Here is a 20,602-nt window from a genome sequence, read left to right on the forward strand (position 1 = left end):
CGCCAGACCTTGCTCCACATCGATCTGGAAAGATGCCGGACGCGATGAGTCAGACGCCGAAGCAGTCCGCCGACAATCCCGTCCCGACCAGCACCGATGTCGCGCGCCTGGCCGGGGTCTCGCGCGCCACGGTCTCGTACGTCCTGAACAACACCGAGGCGGTGCGGATCAGCGAGCCGACCCGCCGACGGGTGCGCGAGGCCGCCGAGGAGCTGGGGTACGTCCCGCACGCGGCCGCCCGCAACCTACGGGCCGGGCACAGCCGGATGGTGCTGCTGCCGACGGCGCACGTGCCCGTCGGCCCCCTCTACAGCCGGTTCCTGAACGAGGTCCAGTGGGCCCTGCGGGCGCTGGACTACACGGTCGTGCAGTACGGCAGCCTGGGCCTGGGCGCCGACGAGACGGCCCGGGCCTGGGCGGAACTGCGCCCCGTGGCGGTCCTTTCCCTGGGCGAGACCGCGCTCGGCCCGCACGGTGTGCGGATCCTCAAGCGCTCGGGCGCCAAGGCCGTCATCACGCTCGGCCCGCAGCGGGTGGAGGGCGCGCACGCCCTGGTCATGGACCAGCGCACGGTCGGCGGTGTGGCGGCCGCGCACCTGCTGGAGCGGGGCCGGCGTGCGATCGGCGTGATCGTCCCCGCCGAACCGGGGCTGGAACTGTTCTCCCGGCCGCGCCTGGCGGGCGTACGCAAGGCGGTGACGGACGCGGGTGCGGACGGCAGCGGCGCCGGCCCCGGCGCCGGGCCCGGCGCCCGGGTCGAGCCGCTGACGATGGCGTACGACGAGGAGTCCGCCGCGGAACTCGCCGCGGGCTGGCGCGAACTCGGCCTCGACGCGGTCTACGCGTACAACGACGAGTACGCGCAGCTGCTGATGCGGGCGCTCCAGGACGAGGGCATCGACGTACCGGGGGAGTGCGCGGTGGTCGGCGCCGACGACCTGCTGCTGGGCAGGCTGCTGCGGCCGCGGCTGAGCACGGTCCGCATCGAGCTGCCGACGGGGCAGCAGATAGCGGAGCTGGTCGACCGGTCGGTCCGCGACCCGGACGCCGAGGTGGAACGCCACGACCTGATGGCGGCGCACGCGATCCCCCGGGAATCCAGCTGAGCCCGTCGGCTGTGCCACGGCCCTGGGAAACATCGGTGCAGGTACGCGTGCAGGTGCAGGTACGGCCGTCGGCGCTGAGCACCTGAACCGACGGGGCCGAGGTGACCGGCGACGGCCTTGTCGCTCCCGCTCAGGACCCGAGGCCCCGCTGTCCCCGCGCGGTGCCCGCCGGGCGCGCCCCGGTTACGCGTCCGGGGCGAGGGGGCGCTCGGACCACGCGGTGCTCAGGGCCTGGGCGAATGCCTCGACGGGCCGGCTTCCGGAGAGGGTGAGACGGCGGTCGATGACGAAGAAGGGGACACCGGTGGCTCCGAGCCGGGCGGCTTCCCGCTCATCGGCGCGTACCGCGTCGAGGTAGGCGTCGGGGTCGTCGAGAACGCTGCGTGCGTCGTTGTGGTCCAGTCCGGCGCGGGTGGTCAGGCCGAGGAGGGCGTCGGGGGTGAAGACGGTCCGCGCCTGGGCGAAGTTGGTCTCGGACATCAGGGCCAGCAATTGGTGCCGGCGACCGTGCGCCTGGGCGAGGTGCAGGAGGCGGTGGGCGTCCAGGGTGCTGCCGACCTGGCGGTCGGTGCGGTAGGCGAGCCCTTCGCCGGCCGCTGTTCTCGCGGCCTGCTGGTCCATGCCGGGGCCCTGGGGGCCGAACTTGCGGGCCAGCATTCTGTGCACCGGTTCGACGTGCGCCTTGTCGTGTCCGGGGTCGAGTTCGAACGAGCGGTGGACGACTTCGACCCGGTCGCGGTGTTCGAAGCCGGCCAGGGCTTTTTCGAAGCGGGCGGTGCCGATGTAGCACCAGGGGCAGACGATGTCGCCCCAGATCTCTACGCGCATGGTCCTGCTGCTCCTTGCGTCTGTGCGGGAGGCGGGGGTGCTGTGCTGTACGGCGGGTGTCAGGCCGCGAGGGCCTGGGTGACGGCGGTGGTCAGCGGTGTGGTCGGACGCCCCAGGAGCCCGCTCAGGTCGGCGGTGACGCCGGCCAGTGCGCCGTGGGAGACCTGCACGTCGGCGTCGACGAGCAGGTCGGTGACGAAGCCGGGCAGACCGGCCCCGGCGAGGATCTGCCGGTACTGCTCGGCGGGCAGGTCCGCGTAGGTGACCGGCCTGCCGGACTGCGCGGCGCTCTCGGCGGCCAACTCCGGCAGCGACCAGGCGGCGTCACCGGTGAGGTCGTAGACCTTTCCGGCCTGGTCGTCGCGGGTGAGGACCACGGCGGCGGCTTCGGCGAAGTCCGCGCGGGTGGCGGAGGCGATCCGGCCCTGGCCCGCGCTGCCCGCGATGGCGCCGCGCGCGACGGCGTCGGGGAGGGCTGCGGTGTAGTTCTCGGTGTACCAGCCGTTGCGCAGCAGCACCGCGGGCAGGCCGGAGTCGGCGATGGCCTGCTCGGTGTCGCGGTGCACTCGCGCCAGGCCCAGCGGGTTGGTGGGGGCTCCGGTGACCGAGGTGTAGGCGATCAGGCCGACGTCGGCCTTGGCCGCGGCGTCGACGGCCGCGCGGTGCTGGGTGATACGGGTGCCGTCCGGGCCGGTCGAGGAGACGAGCAGGAGCTTGTCGGCGCCGGCGAACGCGGTGAGGAGGGTCTCGGGCTTCCCGTAGTCGGCGAGGCGGATTTCGACGCCCTGGGCGGCGAGGTCCGCCGCCTTGGCGGGGGTGCGGACCGCCGCGGCGATCCGGTCGGCGGGCACACCGCGCCGGAGCAGGTGCTCGACGACCTGGCGGCCGAACTGTCCGGTGGCACCGGTGACAACGATCATGACGGATTCCTTCGGGTGCGGGGGGACGGGCCGGGCGGCATCCCGGCGGCTCCACCGACCGTACGCTAACTAAAAGTTAGTGCCAACTTTTACGCCGCACTGTGTTCGAGGTAACGTAAACGTGAAGGAGGCATTCATGAACGAGTTGTCCACCGAGGACGAGCGCCGGGCGGCCGCGCCGGAGTTCGACGTCTTCGCCAAGCACTGCCCCTCCCGTCAGGTACTGGACCACCTCACGGGCCGCTGGGGCGTCCTGGTCCTCGCGGGCCTGCGCAAGGGGCCCGCGCGCTTCAACGCCCTGCGCCGGCGCGTCGACGGGGTCAGCGAGAAAATGCTCGCCCAGACGCTCCAGGCCCTGGAGCGCGACGGCTTCGTCAGCCGCGAGGTCCTCACCGCGATGCCCCCGAGCGTCAACTACTCCCTCACGCCCCTGGGCGAGACCACGGCCGACCACCTCATGGCCTTCATCGGCCACATCGAGGCCAGCATGCCCGCAGTCCTCGCCTCCCGGGAGGAGCACACCGCCACCACGTCGGCGTGACCCCGCCGCGCCGACCGCTCCGGCCGCCCGCCCCGCCCGGCGACCCGCAAGGCGCGGCAGGCACCTCGGGGGGTGCGGTGCATGCCGGCCGAGGCGGGCGTGGTGAGCCCGAACCCGCACTTCTCGTAAGCGGAACATGGGCACCGTCCGGCGCCCGAGCCGCCTCGGCGCGAACCTCGCGACGGCCCATCGCGACCGATGTCCCCGAAGCGGGAACGGCTCCGCGGGGGCGCCGGAGTCAGAGCGGCGGTGCCGCCCGGCCCGCCGTGCCCAGTGCCCGCAGGTCCGCCCCGATCAGGGCGGCCGCTTCCCGCAACGCCGGCAGCAACGCCTCCCGCATCTCCTCCGGCGTCCCGTCCCCCGCGTGCCGGGCCACATTCACCGCGGCCACCACGCGCCCCTGCCCGTCCCGCACCGGCACCGCCAGCGAGCGCAGCCCCTCCTCCAGCTCCTCGTCCACCAGGGTGTGCCCGTCGGCCGCCGCCCGCTCGATGACGCGGCCCAGTTCGGCCGGCGAGGTCACGGTGTGCCGGGTCAGCGCCGGCAGCACCTCCGGCAGCGGCGGCCGCTCGCCGGGCGCCAGGCCCGCCAGCAGCACCCGGCCCATGGATGTCGCGTACGCCGGAAAGCGTGTACCCACCGTGATGTTGACGCTCATGATGCGCACCGTGGGGACGCGCGCCACGTACCGGATGTCGGCGCCGTCGAGCACCGCCAGCGACGCGGACTCGTGCACGCGCCGTACCAGTGCGACCAGATGAGGCTGGGCGATCTCCGCGAGCCCCAGCCCGGAGAGACGGGCGCAGCCCAGTTCGAGCACGCGCGGCAGCAGCCGCCACCGGCGTCCGTCGGAGGCGACGTACCCCAGCTGCTCCAGGGTGAGCAGCGAGCGTCGCGCCGTCGCCCTGGCCAGTCCGGTCGCCCCGGCGACCGTCGTCAGTGCCATCCCGTCGCCCCGGTCGGCGCCGAGCGAGCCGAGTACGGCGAGCCCGCGCGCCAGGGACTGGAGGAAGCCGGGACCCAGCTCGCGCTTGGCCTCCAGCGAGGTGTCCCGTGCGGGCGCGCCCTCCGCCGCCGGACGTGGCGCCGCCAGCGCCGCCTCCAACGCGCCGCGCACCGCGCGCAGTCGGGGCAGTACGGTCTCGCGCAGCGACTCCAGGGTGTGCCGGCTGGTGTGACTGACCACGCTCACCGCGCACACCGTGCGCCCCGCTCCGTCGCGTACGGGCACGGCGACCGCCACCAGGCCCGGCTCGATCAGCTGGTCGTCGCCCGCCCAGCCGTCCACGCCCGCCCGCGCCGCCCGCTGCTCGAAGTCCTCCCGGCCCCGCGGCCCGCGCAGCGGCGGCACCGCCGCGAACCCCGCGTCCAGCGGGTCCGAGGCCCGCCGCTCGCGCCACGCCCGCCACCCCCGCGCGTCCCACTCCGCCGCGAACAGCGCGCCCGGCGCGCACCGCTCGGCGGGCAGCAGATCGCCGATCCGGAAGGCGAGCGACATGGTGCGCTGCCGCGTCGTCTGGAGCACGAAGCGCACCCCCGCGACCCCGTCGTCCGGCACCGCCACCGACACCGACTCGTCGAACTCGTCCGCGAGCCGCTCCGCCGCGGGCCCGAGCGCCGCCGGAATCCCGCACGCCGCCAGGTATGCGCCGGGCAGCTCCATCAGCCGGGGCGCCAGGGCCACCTCGCGCCCGTCGCTGCGCGCCAGGCCGAGCCGGTCGAGGGTGGACGCGACCCGGTCGACCGTGGAGCGGGCCAGGCCCGTCGACCGTACGAGATCGCTGTGCCGCATCCGGTCGCCGGTGCCGGGCGCGGACAGGGCGCGCAGCACGGCGAGCCCGCGCTCCAGCGGACCGACCGGCTCGGCGACGGACCCGGCGGCCGGTTCGGCGGCCGGACCGACGGGCGACGCGGCGCTCGCGGCAGCGCTCCCGGCCGCACTCGGTGGGGCACTCGGCATGGGATTCCTCCTGGCGGACCGTTGACAGCGGACGACGCTCCGCAGAGACTCGGGCGGGATCAGATGTGAACGATAGTTCATTCTGCGAACACCGCACAGTGATCACCCTACGACTCCGGAGAGACCCGATGAGCATCCGCGACGTCTACATCGTCGACGCCGTCCGTACCCCGATCGGCAAGTTCGGGGGCGCTCTCTCCTCCGTACGCCCCGACGACCTCGCCGCACACGTCGTCAAGTCGCTCGTCGCCCGCGCGCCCGGTCTCGACCCGGCCAGGATCGACGACGTCTACTTCGGCGACGCCAACGGCGCGGGCGAGGACAACCGGGACGTCGCCCGGATGGCCGTGCTGCTCGCCGGACTCCCCGTCTCCGTCCCCGGTGTCACCGTCAACCGCCTCTGCGGCTCGGGCCTCGAAGCCGTCATCCAGGCGGCCCGCGCCGTCGCGCTCGGCGACGCCTCCGTCGCCATCGCCGGCGGCGTCGAGTCCATGTCCCGCGCCCCCTGGGTGCTCCAGAAGCCCGAGCGCGCCTTCCCCGCCGCTCACCAGGAGCTGTACTCGACCACGCTCGGCTGGCGCATGACCAACCCCCGCATGCCCGACGAGTGGACCGTCCCGCTCGGCGAGGGCGCCGAGCTCATCGCCGACCAGCACGGCATCACCCGCGAGCAGCAGGACGCCTTCGCCCTCGCCAGCCACCAGAAGGCGGCCAGCGCCTGGTCCGAGGGCCTGTACGACGGGGAGGTCGTCCCGTACGACGGCGTGGACCTCACCCGGGACGAGTGCATCCGCGAGGGCTCGACCATGGAGGCGCTGGCGAAGCTCAAGCCCGTCTTCCGCAAGACCGGCAGCGTCACGGCGGGCAACGCCTCGCCCCTCAACGACGGCGCCGCCGCGCTCCTGATCGTCGACGAGGAGGGTCTGCGCGCCACCGGCCGCGAGCCGCTCGCCCGTATCCGCACCTCCGCCGTCACCGGCATCGAGCCGCAGCTCTTCGGCCTCGGGCCGGTCGAGGCGGTCCGGCGGGCGCTCGCCAAGGCGGGCAGGTCCTTCGCCGACCTCACCACCTTCGAGCTGAACGAGGCCTTCGCCGCCCAGTCGCTCGGCTGCCTCGCCGAGTGGCCGGACCTCGACCCCGCCGTCGTCAACCCGCGCGGCGGCGCCATCGCCGTCGGCCACCCGCTCGGCGCCTCCGGCGCCCGCCTCGCCGGATCCGTCGCCCACCAGCTCGCCGCCGCGGGCTCGGGCACCGGCCTCGCCGCGCTGTGCATCGGCGTCGGCCAGGGCCTCGCACTCGTACTGGAGCGCTGAACCGATGTCCCCCACCCTCCGCACCGCCGTAGGAATCATCGGCGCCGGCCCGGCCGGGCTGCTCCTCGCCCGGCTGCTGCACAACGCCGGCATCGACTGCGTCGTCCTGGAGAACAGGACCCGCGCGTACGTCGAACAGCGCCAGCGCGCCGGGATCCTCGAACAGGGCACCGTCGACGCCCTGCGCGCCTGCGGCGCCGGCGCCCGCATGGACACCGAGGGGCTCGTGCACCACGGCATCGAGCTCCGCTTCGACCGCCGGAGCCACCGCGTCGACTTCCCCGAGCTGACCGGCGGCCGGTCGGTGACGGTGTACGCCCAGACCGAGGTCGTCAAGGACCTCATCGCCCTCCAGCTCACCGAAGGGCCGCCCCTCTTCTTCGAGGCCGAGGCCCTCGCCGTCGAGAAGCCGGAATCCGACCGCCCCGCCGTCCGCTTCACGCACGACGGCCGCGAGCAGACCCTGGAGTGCGACTACGTCGTCGGCTGCGACGGCTTCCACGGCATCGCGCGCGCGGCGGTCCCGGACGCGGTCCGGCGTACGTACGAGCGCACGTACCCGTACTCCTGGCTGGGCATCCTCGCCGATGTCCCGCCGTCCTGCGACGAGTTGATCTACGCACGCGGCGAGGACGGCTTCGCCCTCCACAGCATGCGCTCGCCCAGCGTCTCCCGTCTCTACCTCCAGGTCCCCAACGGCACCGACCCCGCCGACTGGTCCGACGAGCGGATCTGGGACGAGCTCGACCGGCGCTTCGCGGTCGACGGCGACTGGAGCCTGGCGCGCGGCCCGATCACCTCGAAGTCGGTGACGCCGATGCGCAGTCACGTCACCGAGCCGATGCGCTACGGACGGGTCTTCCTGGCCGGGGACGCGGCGCACATCGTGCCGCCCACCGGCGCCAAGGGGCTCAACCTGGCGGTCTCCGACGTACAGGTCCTGGCTCGTGCCTTCACCCACCACCACCGCACCGGATCGGACGAACTCCTCGACTCCTATTCGGACTTGTGCCTGCGGCGGGTGTGGCAGGCCACCCGTTTCTCGTACGACATGACTACGATGTTGCACAGTCAACCAAGCGGGAGCGCGTTCGACAGCCGAGTGCATCTCGCACGGCTGCACCGTCTCGCGGCCTCCCGGCCCGCCGCCGCGGAACTGGCCGCGAACTACACGGGACTTCCCCTCGACTGAGCGTCCGCACGACCGAGCGACTGGAGATCCGCATGCCCCTGCTCGACCCCAAGACCTGGCAGCCCGTCCGGCTCTCGGGCGGTGAGTCGGACGTCGTCGAGCCCGCCACGGGCGAAACGCTCGGCCGTGTCACGCTCGCCACCGCCGAGGACGTCGGTACGGCCGCCCGGACCGCCGGGGCCGTGCAGGCGGCCTGGGCCCGCACACCGCACCTCCGGCGGGCCGCCGTGCTCCGCCGCGCCGGCGACCTCTTCGCCGCGCACGCCGACGAGCTGCGGGAATGGCTCGTACGGGAATCCGGGTCCGTACCCGGCAAGGCCGACTTCGAACTCCACGTCGCCGCCCAGGAGTGCTACGAGGCCGCCGCCCTGGCCTCCCGCCCGTCCGGCCAGGTACTGCCCAGCGAGGCGCCCCGGCTGTCGTACACCCAGCGGGTTCCGGCCGGGGTGGTGGGCGTCATCGCCCCCTTCAACGCCCCGCTGATCCTCTCCATACGTTCCGTCGCCCCCGCTCTCGCGCTGGGCAACGCCGTTCTGCTCAAGCCCGACCCCCGTACCGCGGTCTGCGGCGGCCTCTGCCTGGCCGCCGTGTTCGCCGAGGCGGGACTGCCCGAGGGCCTGCTGCACGTCCTGCCCGGCGGCGCCGGGGCCGGTCAGGCGCTCGTCGCCGACCCGGGCGTACCGGTCGTCTCCTTCACCGGGTCCACGGAAGCGGGCCGCGCGGTCGGGGAGGCCGCGGGGCGCGCGCTCAAGCGCGCCCACCTGGAACTGGGCGGCAACTCCGCCCTCGTCGTACTGGAGGACGCCGACCTCGAAGGCGCCGTCGCCCAGGCGTCCTGGGGGTCCTTCTTCCACCAGGGCCAGATCTGCATGACCACCGGCCGCCACCTCGTGCACGCCTCGCTCTACGAGGAGTACGTCGAACGGCTCGCCGCCAAGGCCGAGTCCCTGGCCGTCGGCGACCCGCACCGCGAGCAGGTGCACCTGGGCCCGATCATCGACCGGTCCCAACTCGCCAAGATCCACGGCCTGGTGGAGGCCAGCACGGCGAGCGGCGCGAAGCTCGTGGCGGGCGGCACGCACCGCGACCTCTTCTACCGGCCCACCGTGCTGGCGGGCGTCGGCGACGACACCCCCGCGTACGCCGAGGAGGTGTTCGGCCCGGTCGCACCGGTCCGCTCCTTCACCACCCTCGACGAGGCCGCGGCCCTGGCGTCGTCGAGCCCGTACGGCCTCTCCCTGGGCATCGTCACCCGCGACACCGCGCTCGGGGTGCGGCTCGCGGACCGTATCCCCACCGGCATCGCCCACATCAACGACCAGACGGTCAACGACGAGGCGGTCGCGCCCTTCGGCGGCGTCGCCGCGTCCGGCACGGGGGCGCGCTTCGGCGGCGAGGCGAACCTGGAGGCGTTCACCGAGCTGCGCTGGACGACGGTACGCCGCGAACCGGCGGACCACCCCTTCTAGGGCTGCGGGAGCGCCCCGCCCCCGTACCCGCCGTACGGAGAAGGGCCCTGCCGCATGCGGCCGGGCCCTTCTCCGTTTCGGTACGTTCCGGCGCGCCTCAGCCCGCTTCCCGGGCGTCCTGCCCGCCCTGGGCCTGCTTCGCGTCCTCGACGGACTTGCGGACCTCGTCCATGTCGAGCTTGCGGGCCTGCCCGATCACGTCCTCGAGCGCCGCCTCGGGCAGTGCGCCGGGCTGGGCGAACACCGCCACGTTCTCGCGCACGATCATCAGGGTCGGGATCGAGCGGATCTCGAAGGCCGCGGCCAGTTCCTGCTGGGCCTCCGTGTCGACCTTGGCGAAGACGAGGTCCTGGTGGCGCTCGGACGCACTCTCGAAGACGGGTGCGAACTGCCGGCAGGGACCGCACCAGGAAGCCCAGAAGTCGATGAGGACGAAGTCGTTCTCGCTCACGACCTGGTCGAAGTTTTCCTTGGTGAGCTCGACGGTGGACATGGTGTGCTCCTCTTCCTGGCATGGCGGGCGAAGCCGTCCCCGCACAACGGCATGCGGGCTCGCCGTATTCCGCCTGCCCGGCTGGCCACGGCGCACACCTCGCACCAGACTGCGCCTATGACGAATGCTGTGGAGTACGACGTCGTGGTGGTCGGAGCCGGGCCCGTCGGCGAGAACGTCGCGGACCGCGCCCGGGCCGCCGGGCTGAGCACGGCGGTGGTGGAGAACGAACTGATCGGCGGCGAGTGCTCCTACTGGGCCTGCATGCCCAGCAAGGCGCTGCTGCGCCCGGTGACCGCACGCGCCGACGCGCGCCGCGTCCCGGGGCTGCGCGAGGCGGTGCGGGGCCCCCTCGACGTCGCCGAGGTGCTCGCACACCGTGACTACTACGCGTCGAACTGGAAGGACGACGGCCAGGCGGGCTGGCTGGAGTCGGTCGGAGCGGACGTCCACCGCGGCAGGGGCCGGCTCGCGGGCCCCCGGCAGGTGACCGTCGAGCCACCCTCGGGCGAGCGGTACACCCTCACGGCGCGGCACGCGGTGGCGGTGTGCACCGGCACTCGGGCCCTGGTCCCCGACCTGCCGGGACTGGCCGGCGCGAACCCCTGGACCAGCCGCGAGGCGACCAGCGCGGGCAAGGCACCCGACCGGCTGGTGATCGTCGGCGGGGGAGTGGTCGCCGTGGAGATGGCCACGGTCTGGCAGGCGCTCGGCTCCCGGGTCACCGTGCTCGTACGCGGAGCGGGCCTGCTGGCGAACATGGAGCCCTTCGCGGGCGAGCTGGTCGCCGGGGCACTGACGGAAGCGGGCGCGACCGTACGGACCGGGGCCTCGGTGGCCTCCGTCGAGCGCGACGGCGGCGACGGCCCGGTCACCGCCGTCCTCGACGACGGCGAACGGATCGAGGCCGACGAGATCCTCTTCGCCACCGGCCGCGCCCCGCGCACCGACGACATCGGCCTGGACACGGTCGGACTGAAGCCCGGTTCCTGGCTGGCGGTCGACGACAGCTGCCGGGTGGAGGGCAGCGACTGGCTGTACGGGGTGGGGGACGTCAACCACCGGGCGCTGATGACGCACGAGGGCAAGTACCAGGCACGCGTGGCGGGCGACGCCATCGCCGCCAGGGCCCACGGCAAGCCCGTGGACACCGCACGCTGGGGCGCCCACTCCGCCACCGCCGACCACGCCGCCGTACCCCAGGTCGTCTTCACCGACCCCGAGGCGGCCGCGGTCGGCCTCACCCTCGCGCAGGCGGAAGCGGCGGGCCACCGGGTGCGGGCCGTGGACTACGACATGGCGTCGGTCTCGGGCGCCGGGCTGTACGCCGACGGCTACCGGGGCCGCGCCCGCATGGTCGTCGGCCTGGACCGCGAGATCGTACTCGGCGCCACCTTCGTGGGCCCGGGGGTGGCCGAACTGCTGCACTCGGCCACGGTGGCGGTGGCGGGGGAGGTCCCGATCGCCCGCCTGTGGCACGCGGTTCCGGCGTACCCGACGATCAGCGAGGTGTGGCTGCGGCTTCTGGAGACGTACCGGGGCTGAGTACGGCTGAGTCCGCGGGTCCCGGTCCGAGCGGGCGGGCCGGCGGGGCCGGGCACCCGCCGTGAGAACGGGTTGCCCGGTGGCCGGGCCGGTGGGGAGGCTGCCGGTCATGTCCGACAACAGAACCAGCGGTTCGCAGAGGGTGGCCGGGACGGCCGGGACGACCGGCGCGGCCGGGGTGGCCGCTCTTTTCTCCCGGGGGGCGGCTGACGGCGATCCCGCGGAGGACGGCCCGCCGCGAGGAGTTGCTCGTACACCTGGCGGAGACCCTGTTCGAGCGGGACCGGGCGTACAGCGAGCGCGAGGTCAGCGAGGCGCTGCTCACGGTGCACGAAGACTGTTCGGCGCCGCGCCGCTACCTGGCCGGGGGGCCTGCCGGACCGCCCCAAGGACGGCACCGGCTACCGGCGGGCCCGGTAGCCGGTCGTACCGTCCCCGGGGCAGGGCCCGGACGTCAGGCCGGGGGTGCGGGCTTGAGGACGGCGAAGGTCGCGCCGAAGGGATCGGCGAGCCAGGCGATCCTGCCGACGTCCGGGACGTCCGCGGCGGGCATGACGACCGATCCGCCACTCGCCCGGGACCGGGTGACGGTCTCGTCCACGTCCTCCACGGCGAAGTACGGAATCCAGCGCGCCTCCCCGGACTCGCTCTGGAGCGGGGCGACGCCGCCGAACGACGCTTCCTGTTGGTCGCCTCCGGCGGTGGAGAGCACGGTGTACGTCATGCCCGGCGCCTCCATCTCCTGCGAACGCCAGCCGAACAGCGAGCCGTAGAAGCCGAGGGCGGCCGCCGGATCACCGGTGTGCAGCTCGGCCCAGCACAAGCTGTTGTCGCCGGAGACCTTCTCCAGCCCCTTGACGGCGGCCGGCTGCCATACGGCGAACTCCGCGCCGCCCGGGTCGGTCAGACAGGCCGTCCGTCCGGCGTCCATGACGTCGAAGGGCTCCACGCGGACGGTCCCGCCACCCTGCTCGGCCGCCCTGACCGTGGCATCGGTGTCGGGTGTCCGGAAGTACACCGTCCAGGTGGAACCCGCCCCCTCCTCCGTCAGCGGCCCGAGGGCGGCGACCGTCTTGCCGTCCTGCTGGAAAAAGCCGTACCCACCGGCGTCGGGGCCGCCCGACCGGAGCTCCCAGCCGAAGACCTGGCCGTAGAACGTGGCGGCTGCCGAGGTGTCGGGGCTGCCGAGGTCGAGCCAGGTGGGGGATCCGGTGACGAAGTCAGTGCTGGGCATGGTGGGGCGCCCTGCCTCTCTGGAGGTTTCCCGCGGGGTGTCGACGGAGCACCTGCCACCCTTGCCGATCGCCTCCACGGGGCTTCAGCCATCGCATGCGCGGAGATTCGGTTTCATCCGCATGGACCAGCAGGCCGGCGGACGGGCAGGCCGGTGGTCAGGCGGTTCGGTGGTCAGGCGGTCCGGTCGCGGCGGTCCGGTTCCCGGCCCTGCTCGTGGCCGGGCCGCGCGCGGGGCACCAGCGCCGGGGCGGCATGGCCGAGTACGGTGTCGCGGTCCACCACGACGCGGGCCACGTCGTCCCGGCTCGGCACCTCGTACATCACGTCGAGCAGGATCTCTTCGAGGACGGTGCGCGCAGCCCGGGCGCCGGTACGGCGCAGCAGCGCCCGGTCGGCGATCGCGCCGAGGGCGTCCTCGGTGAACTCCAGTTCCACGCCGTCGATTTCGAACAGCCGCCGGTACTGCTGGACCAGCGCGTGGCGCGGCTCGGTGAGGATCCGTACCAACGCCGCCCGGTCCAGCGGCTGCACGGCCGACACCATCGGGAGCCGGCCGACGATCTCCGGGATCAGTCCGAACTTCAGCAGGTCCTGGGGCATGACGCCGGCGAAGGGGTCCCGCTCCTCCCGGTCCGCTTCCCGGTCCTTCTCGGTGGTACGGACCGGAGCGCCGAACCCGATGCCCTGGTGGCCGGTCCGCTGCTCGATGATCCGCTCCAGACCGGCGAACGCGCCGCCGACGATGAACAGCACGTTGCTCGTGTCGAAGGGGATGAACTCCTGTTGCGGATGTTTGCGGCCGCCCTGCGGCGGCACGTTCGCGACCGTGCCCTCCAGGATCTTCAGGAGCGCCTGCTGCACGCCTTCACCGCTCACGTCGCGCGTGATCGACGGGTTCTCGCTCTTCCGGGCGATCTTGTCGATCTCGTCGATGTAGATGATTCCGGTCCCGGCCTTCCGGACGTCGAAGTCGGCGGCCCGGATCAGCTTCAGCAGGATGTCCTCGACGTCCTCGCCGACGTATCCGGCCTCCGTCAGCGCCGTCGCGTCCGCGATGGCGAACGGGACGTCGAGCATCCGGGCGAGGGTCTGGACGAGGTACGTCTTGCCGCATCCGCTCGGGCCGATCAGCAGGATGTTGGACGTGCCGAGTTCCACCCCCTCCTGTCCGCCGGCCGCCGCGCCGATGCGCTTGTAGTGGTGGTGGACCGCCACCGCGAGCGCCTTCTTGGCGCCGTCCTGCCCGACGACGTACTGGTCGAGGAAGGCGTGGATCTCCCGGAGTGTCGGCGGCTCTGCCGGCCCGCTGCCTCCGGCCGGTCCGTCCGGGTCCTCCGCGATGAGTTCGTTGCAGAGACCGACGCATTCGTCGCAGATGCAGATCCCGCCGGGGCCCGCGATGAGCTTCTCGACCTGCTTCTGACTCTTCCCGCAGAACGTGCACTTCAGCAGGTCGCCGCTGTCACCGATGCGTGCCACTCGGAAACCTCCCTCGCTCTCGTCGAATGCTGAAAACATATGACGTCATCATCTGGATGGCGACGGTATCTTGAACCGACACGGACGGCAACGCAGGCAAGTGAGGACCATGGGCCGGCTCAGCAGGGCGGAGCTGCAGGAGCACAACCGCGCCAGGGTGCTCGACGCGGCCAGGAGCGAGTTCGCCGAACGGGGCTTCCCCGGAGCCAAAGTGGACGCCATCGCCGAGCGCGCCGGGCTGACCCGTGGCGCGGTGTACTCCAACTTCCCCGGCAAGCGGGCGCTGTACTTCGCGGTCCTGGCCGACCTCGCCGAGCGCGTACCCGAGCCCCCGCACCCCGCGCCGGGCCGCACCCGCCCCGAAGCGCTCGGCTCGCTCGCCCGCGCCTGGGTCGCCGGGCTGCCGCTCGCCGGCACGGACACCGGCGCCGGCCCCGGCATGGGCGCGGGCATCAGCGCCGGCGACCGGCACGGATCGCCCCGGCTGGGCCGGCACCTGATGTCCGAGGTCCTCTCCGAGGAGCGGATCCGGCGGCCGTTCGCCCAGCTGATGAAGCTGGAGGCGCTGCTGCTCGGTCTGGCTCTGGAGGGACTGCGGCGGCCCGACGCCCCGCCCGGCCGCCTGGTGCGCGTAGCGGAGGCCGTCCTCACGACGCTGCACGGCGCGAGTCAGATGGCCGACGCGGCCCCCGGTTTCATCGAGCCCTTCAACGTCGTCAGCGCCTGTGAGCGGCTGGCGGGCCTCGCTCTCGACGACATGTGGCCCCCGCCGCACCTCCCCTACATCCCGCAGGCACGCCCGGCCGACGAGCCGTGGTCCCCGCCGCCCGCGGTGGACGCCGTACGCGGCGGGCCGGCGCGGCTGACCGGCGACGGCGTGGTGGCGATCCTCGGGACGCACCGGCTCGAAGCCGCCGAGGAAGCGGTACGGGCCGCACCGCCCGGGGCCACGGTCACCGCCGTCCTGGTCACCGGCGAACCGGCCGAACTGGTACCGCTGGCACGGCTGGCCGTCGCCGGCCTGTGCGGCTGCCTGCGCCAGGCGTTCCCGCCGTCGGCGTGGCCGCGGCTCCAGGTGGTGTACGACGCGTCGGGCGCCCTCGCCGAGGCGGCCGGGGTACCGGCCGTCAGCGACGGCACCGAGGCCGCCGTCCGTGTCGAAGGAGGCCGGATCGTGGCGCGCGCCGACGGCCGCGGCGCCTGCCACGCGGCTGCCGCGGCGGAAGGGGCCGGCGCGCGGGCCGGCCGTGCCCGCCCGGACGGGAGCCGCCGTTCATGACGGCGGAAGCCGCCCGACACCCGGCAGAAGCTGTTCGCGGAGAACCGTGCGAGCCCTCCGCGCGGCGTCAGCCCGGTTCGGGGCTCGTGATGCCGAACAGCTCCGGGCGGTCGCCGTCGGGCCCGGCATCGCTCCCGGCGGAGCCGGGCCCGACGCGGCGATCCCGGTCAGCCGGGGCGCGCCGACGGCCCCAGGTGCCGGGTGAACCAGTCCCGGGCGAGTTCGGCGACCTCGTCCAGCGCCCCCGGTTCCTCGAAGAGATGCGTCGCGCCCGGGACGACCTCCAGGCGGTTCTCGCAGCGCAGCTCCGCCTGGGCCTTCCGGTTGAGATCGAGTACCAGCGGGTCCCGGCCGCCCACGACGAGCAGGGTGGGCGCCCGTACGTCGCCCAGTCGCGGCCCCGCGAGGTCGGGCCGGCCACCGCGCGAGACCACGGCGCCGACCTCCGTGCCGGCGTCCGTACCGGCGGACGCGGCGGCCCGCAGCGCTGCCGCGGCCCCGGTGCTCGACCCGAAGTAGCCGATCGGGACGGATACGCGGCGGTGCAGCCGGCGGGTGGCGTCCCCGAGCCTGCCGGCCAGGGTCTCGATGTCGAAGACGTTCGCCCGGTCGGCTTCCTCGGCGGGCGTGAGCAGGTCGAACAGCAGGGTGCCCAGACCCGCCCGGTGCAGAGCCGCCGCCACCGACCGGTTGCGCGGGCTGTGGCGGCTGCTGCCGGAACCGTGGGCGAACATCACGACCGCCCCGGCACCTTCCGGCAGGGTGAGGTCCCCGGCCAGCCGGACCCCGCCGGCGACCAGCTCGACCTCCTCGACCCTCTTCGCGGCCCTTTCCCCGGCCTGGACCGCCCGTGCCAGCAGCGCGACGACTTCTTCGTCGGAGGTCTGGGTGAAGTTCTCGTACCACTCGCCGACAGCGCGGAACATCTGCGGCACGGACAGGCACACGATGTCGTCCGCCTCGGTACTCAGCCGGGCGACCGCGTCGGGCGCCGCCACCGGAGCGGCCAGCACCACGCGGGCCGCGCCCTGTGCCCGTACGACCTCGCAGGCGGCCGCCGCCGTGGCGCCGGTCGCGATCCCGTCGTCCACCACGACGACCGTCCGCCCGTCGAGTGCCACCCGGGGCCGGTCGCCGCGGAACCGCTGTGCCCGCCGTTCGAGTTCCGCCTCCTCGGCGCGTTCGACCGCCACGAGGTCCTCCTCCCGGAGGCCGCTGCGGCGGACGATGTCGTCGCTGATGAACCGGGCCCCGCCCTCGCCGATGGCGCCGAAACCCAGCTCCCGGTGGTACGGGACTCCGAGTTTGCGTACGACGACCACATCGAGGGGCGCGCCGAGTGCCCGCGCCACTTCGAAGGCCACCGGAACCCCGCCCCGGGGCAGACCCAGCACGACGGGCCCTTCCGGCTCCAGATGCCGCAGGGCCAGGGCGAGACGCCGTCCCGCGTCGGTGCGATCGGTGAACAGCACAGTGGTTCACCCCAAACCAGGGGAGACGGAAACCACGTCCATTTCCTTCGAAACAACCTCACTCGCGACTGTTCCGCAAGTCGGTGGCACCGGGCCGCACCGGTTGCGGTCCCCGCTTCCGGGGATCAGGATGGCCCTGACCCAATGGTGACTATCGCTCACTCTTCGTGTTCGGGGGTCGTTGCTGCAACGAGGTGAAGCATGTGGGCCTCGCGGTAAGGAGCCACGGCCATGACACTTCCCACCGGCCGGTATTACGCGGCCGAACTGCACGTATCGGCGGAGCGCGTCTCGCAGATCCGGCGCATCGTTGCCGCACACCTGCGGTACTGGAATCTCGAGCTGCACATCCAGCCTGTGTGCAGGGGTGTCGAGGAACTTCTGGCCAACGTCCACCGGCATGTCGGCGACGACAACCGGTGCGTGGTCGAACTGCGCTGCACCGGCAGACACCTGACGGTTTCGGTGGCCGACAACGGCCCCCCGATGCCGCGCCTGGTGTCCGCCGGCGAAGGAGGTCTGGCCGTTGTCGCGGCCCTGTGCGACAGCTGGGGTACCTGCGGTACCCCGGACGGCAAGGTCGTATGGTTCACGCGGCGCGTGGAGGACGCGCGCAACAGCCCGCTGTTGCGGCGCCCGCCGCTTTCGGGCGTGGGCGACGCGAAGGAGTACCCGGCCTCCGCGTCCGCCCCTGCCCCCGCGGCGGCTCCCGCCCGGGAGCCGGCCGCGGCGTCCGTCCTGGAGCCGGCCGCGGCGTCCGGGAGGGGGGCGGCCACGACAGCCGCCCCCGCCCCTGTCCCCGCCTAGCCGGAGAAGTCCCCGGACAGCGCGGCGGCCATCCGCAGATGCGGCGCCGCCTCGCTGCTCCGGCCCTGGCGCTCCAGCGTGCGGCCGAGCATCAGCCGCGCGTAGTGCTCGACCGGGCTGCGCTCCAGTACGGAACGCAGCTCGGTCTCTGCTTTGCCCAGCTGGGCGGAGTGGTAGTACGAACGGGCGAGCAGCAGACGCGGAGCGACCTGCTCGGGGACTTCGTCGACCAGGCCGGTGAGGACGCGGGCGGCCTTGTCGTACTCCTTGGCCTCGAAGAAGAGCTGCGCCCGCGCCCAGCGGTCGGCGGCGGTGCCGTGGCTGTAGTAGGCGTCGTTCGGATTCGTCTGCCCGGTCATCGGGACCCTCCTGCTCGGCGGCCGGCCTCCGGAGCGGGGCCGTGCGGAAGCCTCAACAAGCCCAGATGATTGAACATTCCACTACCTTGTGCGCGCCGTCGGTGCGAGGTGCCGGCGTCCTTGGCGGAGCTCCGTTCGGGGGTGGCGGGTGACCGTTGCCGCGACCCTCCGGGTAGAGCGCTTCAGGCTACTTTTGCAGGGAGGTGCTGGCTCGTAAAGGGGATACAGCTAAACCATTAACTAAACTGAACTCGTTTACTAGACAACGTTGTCAATGCGGTGCAGAGTGTCTGCGGAACGGATACCCCTGCGCTGGCGGAAGGGCTGAACACGATGGTGTACGGAGCACTCGACATCGGCGGGACGAAGATCGCCGGGGCGCTCGTGGATGCGGACGGCCGGCTCGTGGCCCGGGCGCAGCGAGCCACCCCGGCCCGCGACTCGGCGAACGTGCTGATGGGAGCCGTCAGTGCGGTGCTCGACGACCTGTCGCGGCACGCGCAATGGCCGGCCCTCTCCTGCATGGGGATCGCCAGCGCGGGCCCGGTCGACACCGCCGCCGGGACGGTGAGCCCCGTCAACATCCCCGGCTGGCGCGGCTATCCGCTGGTGGAGAAGGTGCGCTCCCATCCCCGCATGCCCGTCGGCATGAGGCCGGTACTGGTCGGGGACGCGGTGGCGATGACCGCCGCCGAGCACTGGACGGGAGCCGCCAGGGGCGTCGACAACGCGCTCTGCATGGTGGTCTCCACCGGTGTGGGCGGTGGGCTGATCCTCAACGGCAGCCTGCACGCGGGAATCTCCGGGAACGCGGGCCACATCGGTCACATCTCCGTGGACATGAACGGTCCGCTCTGCCCGTGCGGTGCGCGGGGCTGTGTGGAGGGATTCGCCAGTGGCACCGCGATCGCGGCCCACGCGCTGGCTTCGGGCTGGACGCCCCCTCCCGGGGAGACGCCGACCGCGGCGGCGGTCGAGGTGGCGGCGCGTGGCGGAGACGAGCGTGCTCTGGCGGCCTACGACCGGGCCGGACAGGCGCTCGCCGCCGGCATCGCCGCGACCATCGCGCTCGTCGAACTCGACGTGGTGGTGATCGGCGGAGGCGTGGCCCAGGCGGGGGAGACGCTCTTCGGGCCTCTGCGCCGCCGTATGGGCGAGTACGCGGTGCTCGACTTCACCCGGAACGTGCCGATCGTTCCGGCGGGTCTCGCCCTGGACGCCGGGCTGATCGGCGCGGCCGCCGCGGGGGCCGCGGAGGCAGGACTCTCCGGGGCCGGCCGCGCCCGTGTTCCCGCGTCCCGCCCGTAGACCCGTCTCAGCCGCTTCGAAGTCACTTGGAAATCACCAGCCGTGGACCTTCTGACCAACACGATCCAGTCCTATGCGTGGGGCTCCGTCACCGCCCTGCCGCAGCTCATGGGAGTCCGCCCCACCGGCACACCGCAGGCGGAGCTGTGGATGGGCGCCCACCCCGCGGCCCCCTCACGCGTGGACCGCGGCAGCGGCCCCGTGCCGCTGGACCGCGTTCTCGCCGCCGACCCGGTGGACGAACTGGGGCACTCCGTACTGCGCCGCTTCGGGCCCCGGCTGCCGTTCCTGCTCAAGCTGCTCGCGGCGGACGCGCCCCTCTCCCTCCAGGTGCATCCCGACACGGCGCAGGCGGCGGCCGGATACGAGGCCGAGAACGCCTTCGGAATCCCGCTGGACTCTCCGTACCGCACTTACCGGGACAGCCACCACAAGCCCGAGATGATCGTCGCGCTCACCCCGTTCGACGGTCTCTGCGGCTTCCGGCCGCCGGGCCGGTGCGCGGATCTCCTGGACGCTCTGCGCGTGGACGCCCTCGCCCCCTTCGCCCGGACGCTGCGGACCCGTCCCGAGGAAGCGGCGCTGCGCGAGGTGTTCACCGCCTTCCTCGCTCCCGACCCGCACCTTCTCGGCGCCGTCGCCGACGCGCTCGTACGGGAGGCGGACCGCGACGGCCCCTGCCGTGGCGACTTCGGGGCGTACGCCGCGATCACGCGCTCCCACCCCGGCGACCAGGGCCTGCTGCCGGCCCTGATGCTCGCGTACGTCCGGCTCGCGCCCGGTGAGGCGCTGTTCCTCGGCGCGGGAATCCCGCACGCCTATCTCTCCGGCCTGGGCGTGGAGATCATGGCGAACTCCGACAACGTGCTGCGCTGCGGGCTGACGGCCAAACACATCGACTCCACCGAGCTGCTGAAGGTCGTCCGCTTCACCGCGCCGCCGACGCGCGTGCTGAGCCCCACGGCCGACGACCGGAGCGGTGAACACGTCTACCCCGCGCCGGTCGACGACTTCCGTCTCTCCCGGCTGGCCCCGCACGCCCGGGGCGGGGCACGGACGCTGGGCGACGGTGCTCCGCAGATCCTCCTGTGCACCCGGGGCGAGGTCCGTGTCGGGGGAGAGGGAGGGGCGGCATTGACTTTGCTGCCGGGCCACGCCGCCTACGTCCCCGCCCGGGAACGCGTCACCGTGACCGGCGACGGCGAGGTCTTCCGCGCCACCGTGGCGGCGGGCGCGGGCGCCCGCGCGGACCTGCAGATTCCTCTGGGAAATAAAAACCGCAACTAAACTTAACC

The 20,602-nt window shown here is 73.3% G+C and carries 18 protein-coding genes and 1 pseudogene; 11 read left to right on the plus strand and 8 right to left on the minus strand.

The features are described 5' to 3' along the window. The first annotated feature begins 44 nt into the window (after nucleotides 1-44). Complete coding sequence (locus tag ACWDZ4_RS16950; protein WP_451509175.1) at nucleotides 45-1,106, plus strand: LacI family DNA-binding transcriptional regulator; 1,062 nt, start codon at nucleotides 45-47, stop codon at nucleotides 1,104-1,106. A 183-nt stretch (nucleotides 1,107-1,289) separates the two neighbouring features. Here the strand turns inward: ACWDZ4_RS16950 and ACWDZ4_RS16955 are convergent, their stop codons facing one another. Together ACWDZ4_RS16955 and ACWDZ4_RS16960 are read right to left on the minus strand one after the other, a co-directional pair. Then, nucleotides 1,290-1,934, minus strand: coding sequence for a DsbA family oxidoreductase (locus tag ACWDZ4_RS16955; protein ID WP_451509176.1), 645 nt, complete (start codon nucleotides 1,932-1,934; stop codon nucleotides 1,290-1,292). A 59-nt stretch (nucleotides 1,935-1,993) separates the two neighbouring features. Further along, nucleotides 1,994-2,854, minus strand: a complete 861-nt coding sequence (locus ACWDZ4_RS16960; protein ID WP_451509177.1) for an SDR family oxidoreductase — start codon at nucleotides 2,852-2,854, stop codon at nucleotides 1,994-1,996. A 136-nt stretch (nucleotides 2,855-2,990) separates the two neighbouring features. On the opposite strand from ACWDZ4_RS16960, the gene ACWDZ4_RS16965 reads away from it, so the two are divergent. Then, nucleotides 2,991-3,395 carry a winged helix-turn-helix transcriptional regulator gene (locus ACWDZ4_RS16965; protein ID WP_451509178.1) on the plus strand — a complete coding sequence of 135 codons (405 nt, stop codon included), beginning with the start codon at nucleotides 2,991-2,993 and terminating at the stop codon, nucleotides 3,393-3,395. Between the two features lie 238 nt (nucleotides 3,396-3,633). On the opposite strand, the gene ACWDZ4_RS16970 is transcribed toward ACWDZ4_RS16965, so the two are convergent. Further along, on the minus strand, nucleotides 3,634-5,355 hold the full coding sequence (locus tag ACWDZ4_RS16970; RefSeq protein WP_451509179.1) for an IclR family transcriptional regulator domain-containing protein: 1,722 nt from the start codon (nucleotides 5,353-5,355) through the stop codon (nucleotides 3,634-3,636). Between the two features lie 128 nt (nucleotides 5,356-5,483). Between ACWDZ4_RS16970 and ACWDZ4_RS16975 the strand changes: the two genes are divergently transcribed. From ACWDZ4_RS16975 to ACWDZ4_RS16985, 3 genes are read left to right on the plus strand one after another with little or no spacing between them, the layout of a single operon-like run. Then, entirely contained in the window at nucleotides 5,484-6,668 is a 1,185-nt protein-coding gene (locus ACWDZ4_RS16975) for a thiolase family protein (RefSeq protein WP_451509180.1), read from the plus strand. Between the two features lie 4 nt (nucleotides 6,669-6,672). Continuing rightward, a complete protein-coding gene (locus ACWDZ4_RS16980) occupies nucleotides 6,673-7,860 on the plus strand; it encodes a 4-hydroxybenzoate 3-monooxygenase (RefSeq protein WP_451509181.1) in 1,188 nt (395 codons plus the stop codon). Nucleotides 7,861-7,892: 32 nt separating this feature from the next. Beyond that, complete coding sequence (locus ACWDZ4_RS16985; RefSeq protein WP_451509182.1) at nucleotides 7,893-9,329, plus strand: benzaldehyde dehydrogenase; 1,437 nt, start codon at nucleotides 7,893-7,895, stop codon at nucleotides 9,327-9,329. 97 nt (nucleotides 9,330-9,426) lie between these two features. On the opposite strand, the gene trxA is transcribed toward ACWDZ4_RS16985, so the two are convergent. Beyond that, entirely contained in the window at nucleotides 9,427-9,822 is a 396-nt protein-coding gene (gene trxA / locus ACWDZ4_RS16990) for a thioredoxin (RefSeq protein WP_451509183.1), read from the minus strand. Between the two features lie 117 nt (nucleotides 9,823-9,939). On the opposite strand from trxA, the gene ACWDZ4_RS16995 reads away from it, so the two are divergent. Beyond that, the gene (locus ACWDZ4_RS16995; protein ID WP_451509184.1) at nucleotides 9,940-11,367 is read left to right on the plus strand and encodes a dihydrolipoyl dehydrogenase family protein; all 1,428 of its coding nucleotides are present in this window, start codon (nucleotides 9,940-9,942) and stop codon (nucleotides 11,365-11,367) included. 245 nt (nucleotides 11,368-11,612) lie between these two features. Continuing rightward, a pseudogene (locus ACWDZ4_RS17000) lies at nucleotides 11,613-11,669 on the plus strand (DUF2087 domain-containing protein); the annotation flags it as partial. A 152-nt stretch (nucleotides 11,670-11,821) separates the two neighbouring features. On the opposite strand, the gene ACWDZ4_RS17005 reads toward ACWDZ4_RS17000, so the two are convergent. Continuing rightward, a complete protein-coding gene (locus tag ACWDZ4_RS17005) occupies nucleotides 11,822-12,601 on the minus strand; it encodes a VOC family protein (protein ID WP_451509185.1) in 780 nt (259 codons plus the stop codon). A gap of 173 nt (nucleotides 12,602-12,774) precedes the next feature. After that, a complete protein-coding gene (gene clpX / locus ACWDZ4_RS17010) occupies nucleotides 12,775-14,082 on the minus strand; it encodes an ATP-dependent Clp protease ATP-binding subunit ClpX (protein WP_451509186.1) in 1,308 nt (435 codons plus the stop codon). Nucleotides 14,083-14,191: 109 nt separating this feature from the next. Between clpX and ACWDZ4_RS17015 the strand changes: the two genes are divergently transcribed. After that, nucleotides 14,192-15,361: a TetR/AcrR family transcriptional regulator gene (locus ACWDZ4_RS17015; protein ID WP_451509187.1), complete on the plus strand. Its 1,170-nt coding sequence runs from the start codon at nucleotides 14,192-14,194 to the stop codon at nucleotides 15,359-15,361. Nucleotides 15,362-15,528: 167 nt separating this feature from the next. Here the strand turns inward: ACWDZ4_RS17015 and ACWDZ4_RS17020 are convergent, their stop codons facing one another. Further along, nucleotides 15,529-16,833: an alpha/beta family hydrolase gene (locus ACWDZ4_RS17020; RefSeq protein WP_451509188.1), complete on the minus strand. Its 1,305-nt coding sequence runs from the start codon at nucleotides 16,831-16,833 to the stop codon at nucleotides 15,529-15,531. Nucleotides 16,834-17,064: 231 nt separating this feature from the next. On the opposite strand from ACWDZ4_RS17020, the gene ACWDZ4_RS17025 reads away from it, so the two are divergent. Next, on the plus strand, nucleotides 17,065-17,640 hold the full coding sequence (locus ACWDZ4_RS17025) for an ATP-binding protein (protein WP_451509189.1): 576 nt from the start codon (nucleotides 17,065-17,067) through the stop codon (nucleotides 17,638-17,640). Here the strand turns inward: ACWDZ4_RS17025 and ACWDZ4_RS17030 are convergent. Beyond that, entirely contained in the window at nucleotides 17,637-17,999 is a 363-nt protein-coding gene (locus ACWDZ4_RS17030) for a tetratricopeptide repeat protein (protein WP_451509190.1), read from the minus strand. The two genes, ACWDZ4_RS17025 and ACWDZ4_RS17030, sit on opposite strands and share 4 nt — an antisense overlap. Nucleotides 18,000-18,323: 324 nt before the next feature. Here ACWDZ4_RS17030 and ACWDZ4_RS17035 point away from each other — a divergent pair, with 324 nt between their 5' ends. After that, nucleotides 18,324-19,307 (plus strand): ROK family protein, encoded by a 984-nt coding sequence (locus tag ACWDZ4_RS17035; RefSeq protein ID WP_451509219.1) that lies wholly within the window; start codon nucleotides 18,324-18,326, stop codon nucleotides 19,305-19,307. 42 nt (nucleotides 19,308-19,349) lie between these two features. Continuing rightward, a complete protein-coding gene (gene manA, locus ACWDZ4_RS17040; RefSeq protein ID WP_451509191.1) occupies nucleotides 19,350-20,594 on the plus strand; it encodes a mannose-6-phosphate isomerase, class I in 1,245 nt (414 codons plus the stop codon). The last annotated feature ends 8 nt before the right edge of the window (nucleotides 20,595-20,602 follow it).

This window comes from Streptomyces sp. NPDC003016 (assembly GCF_053591455.1).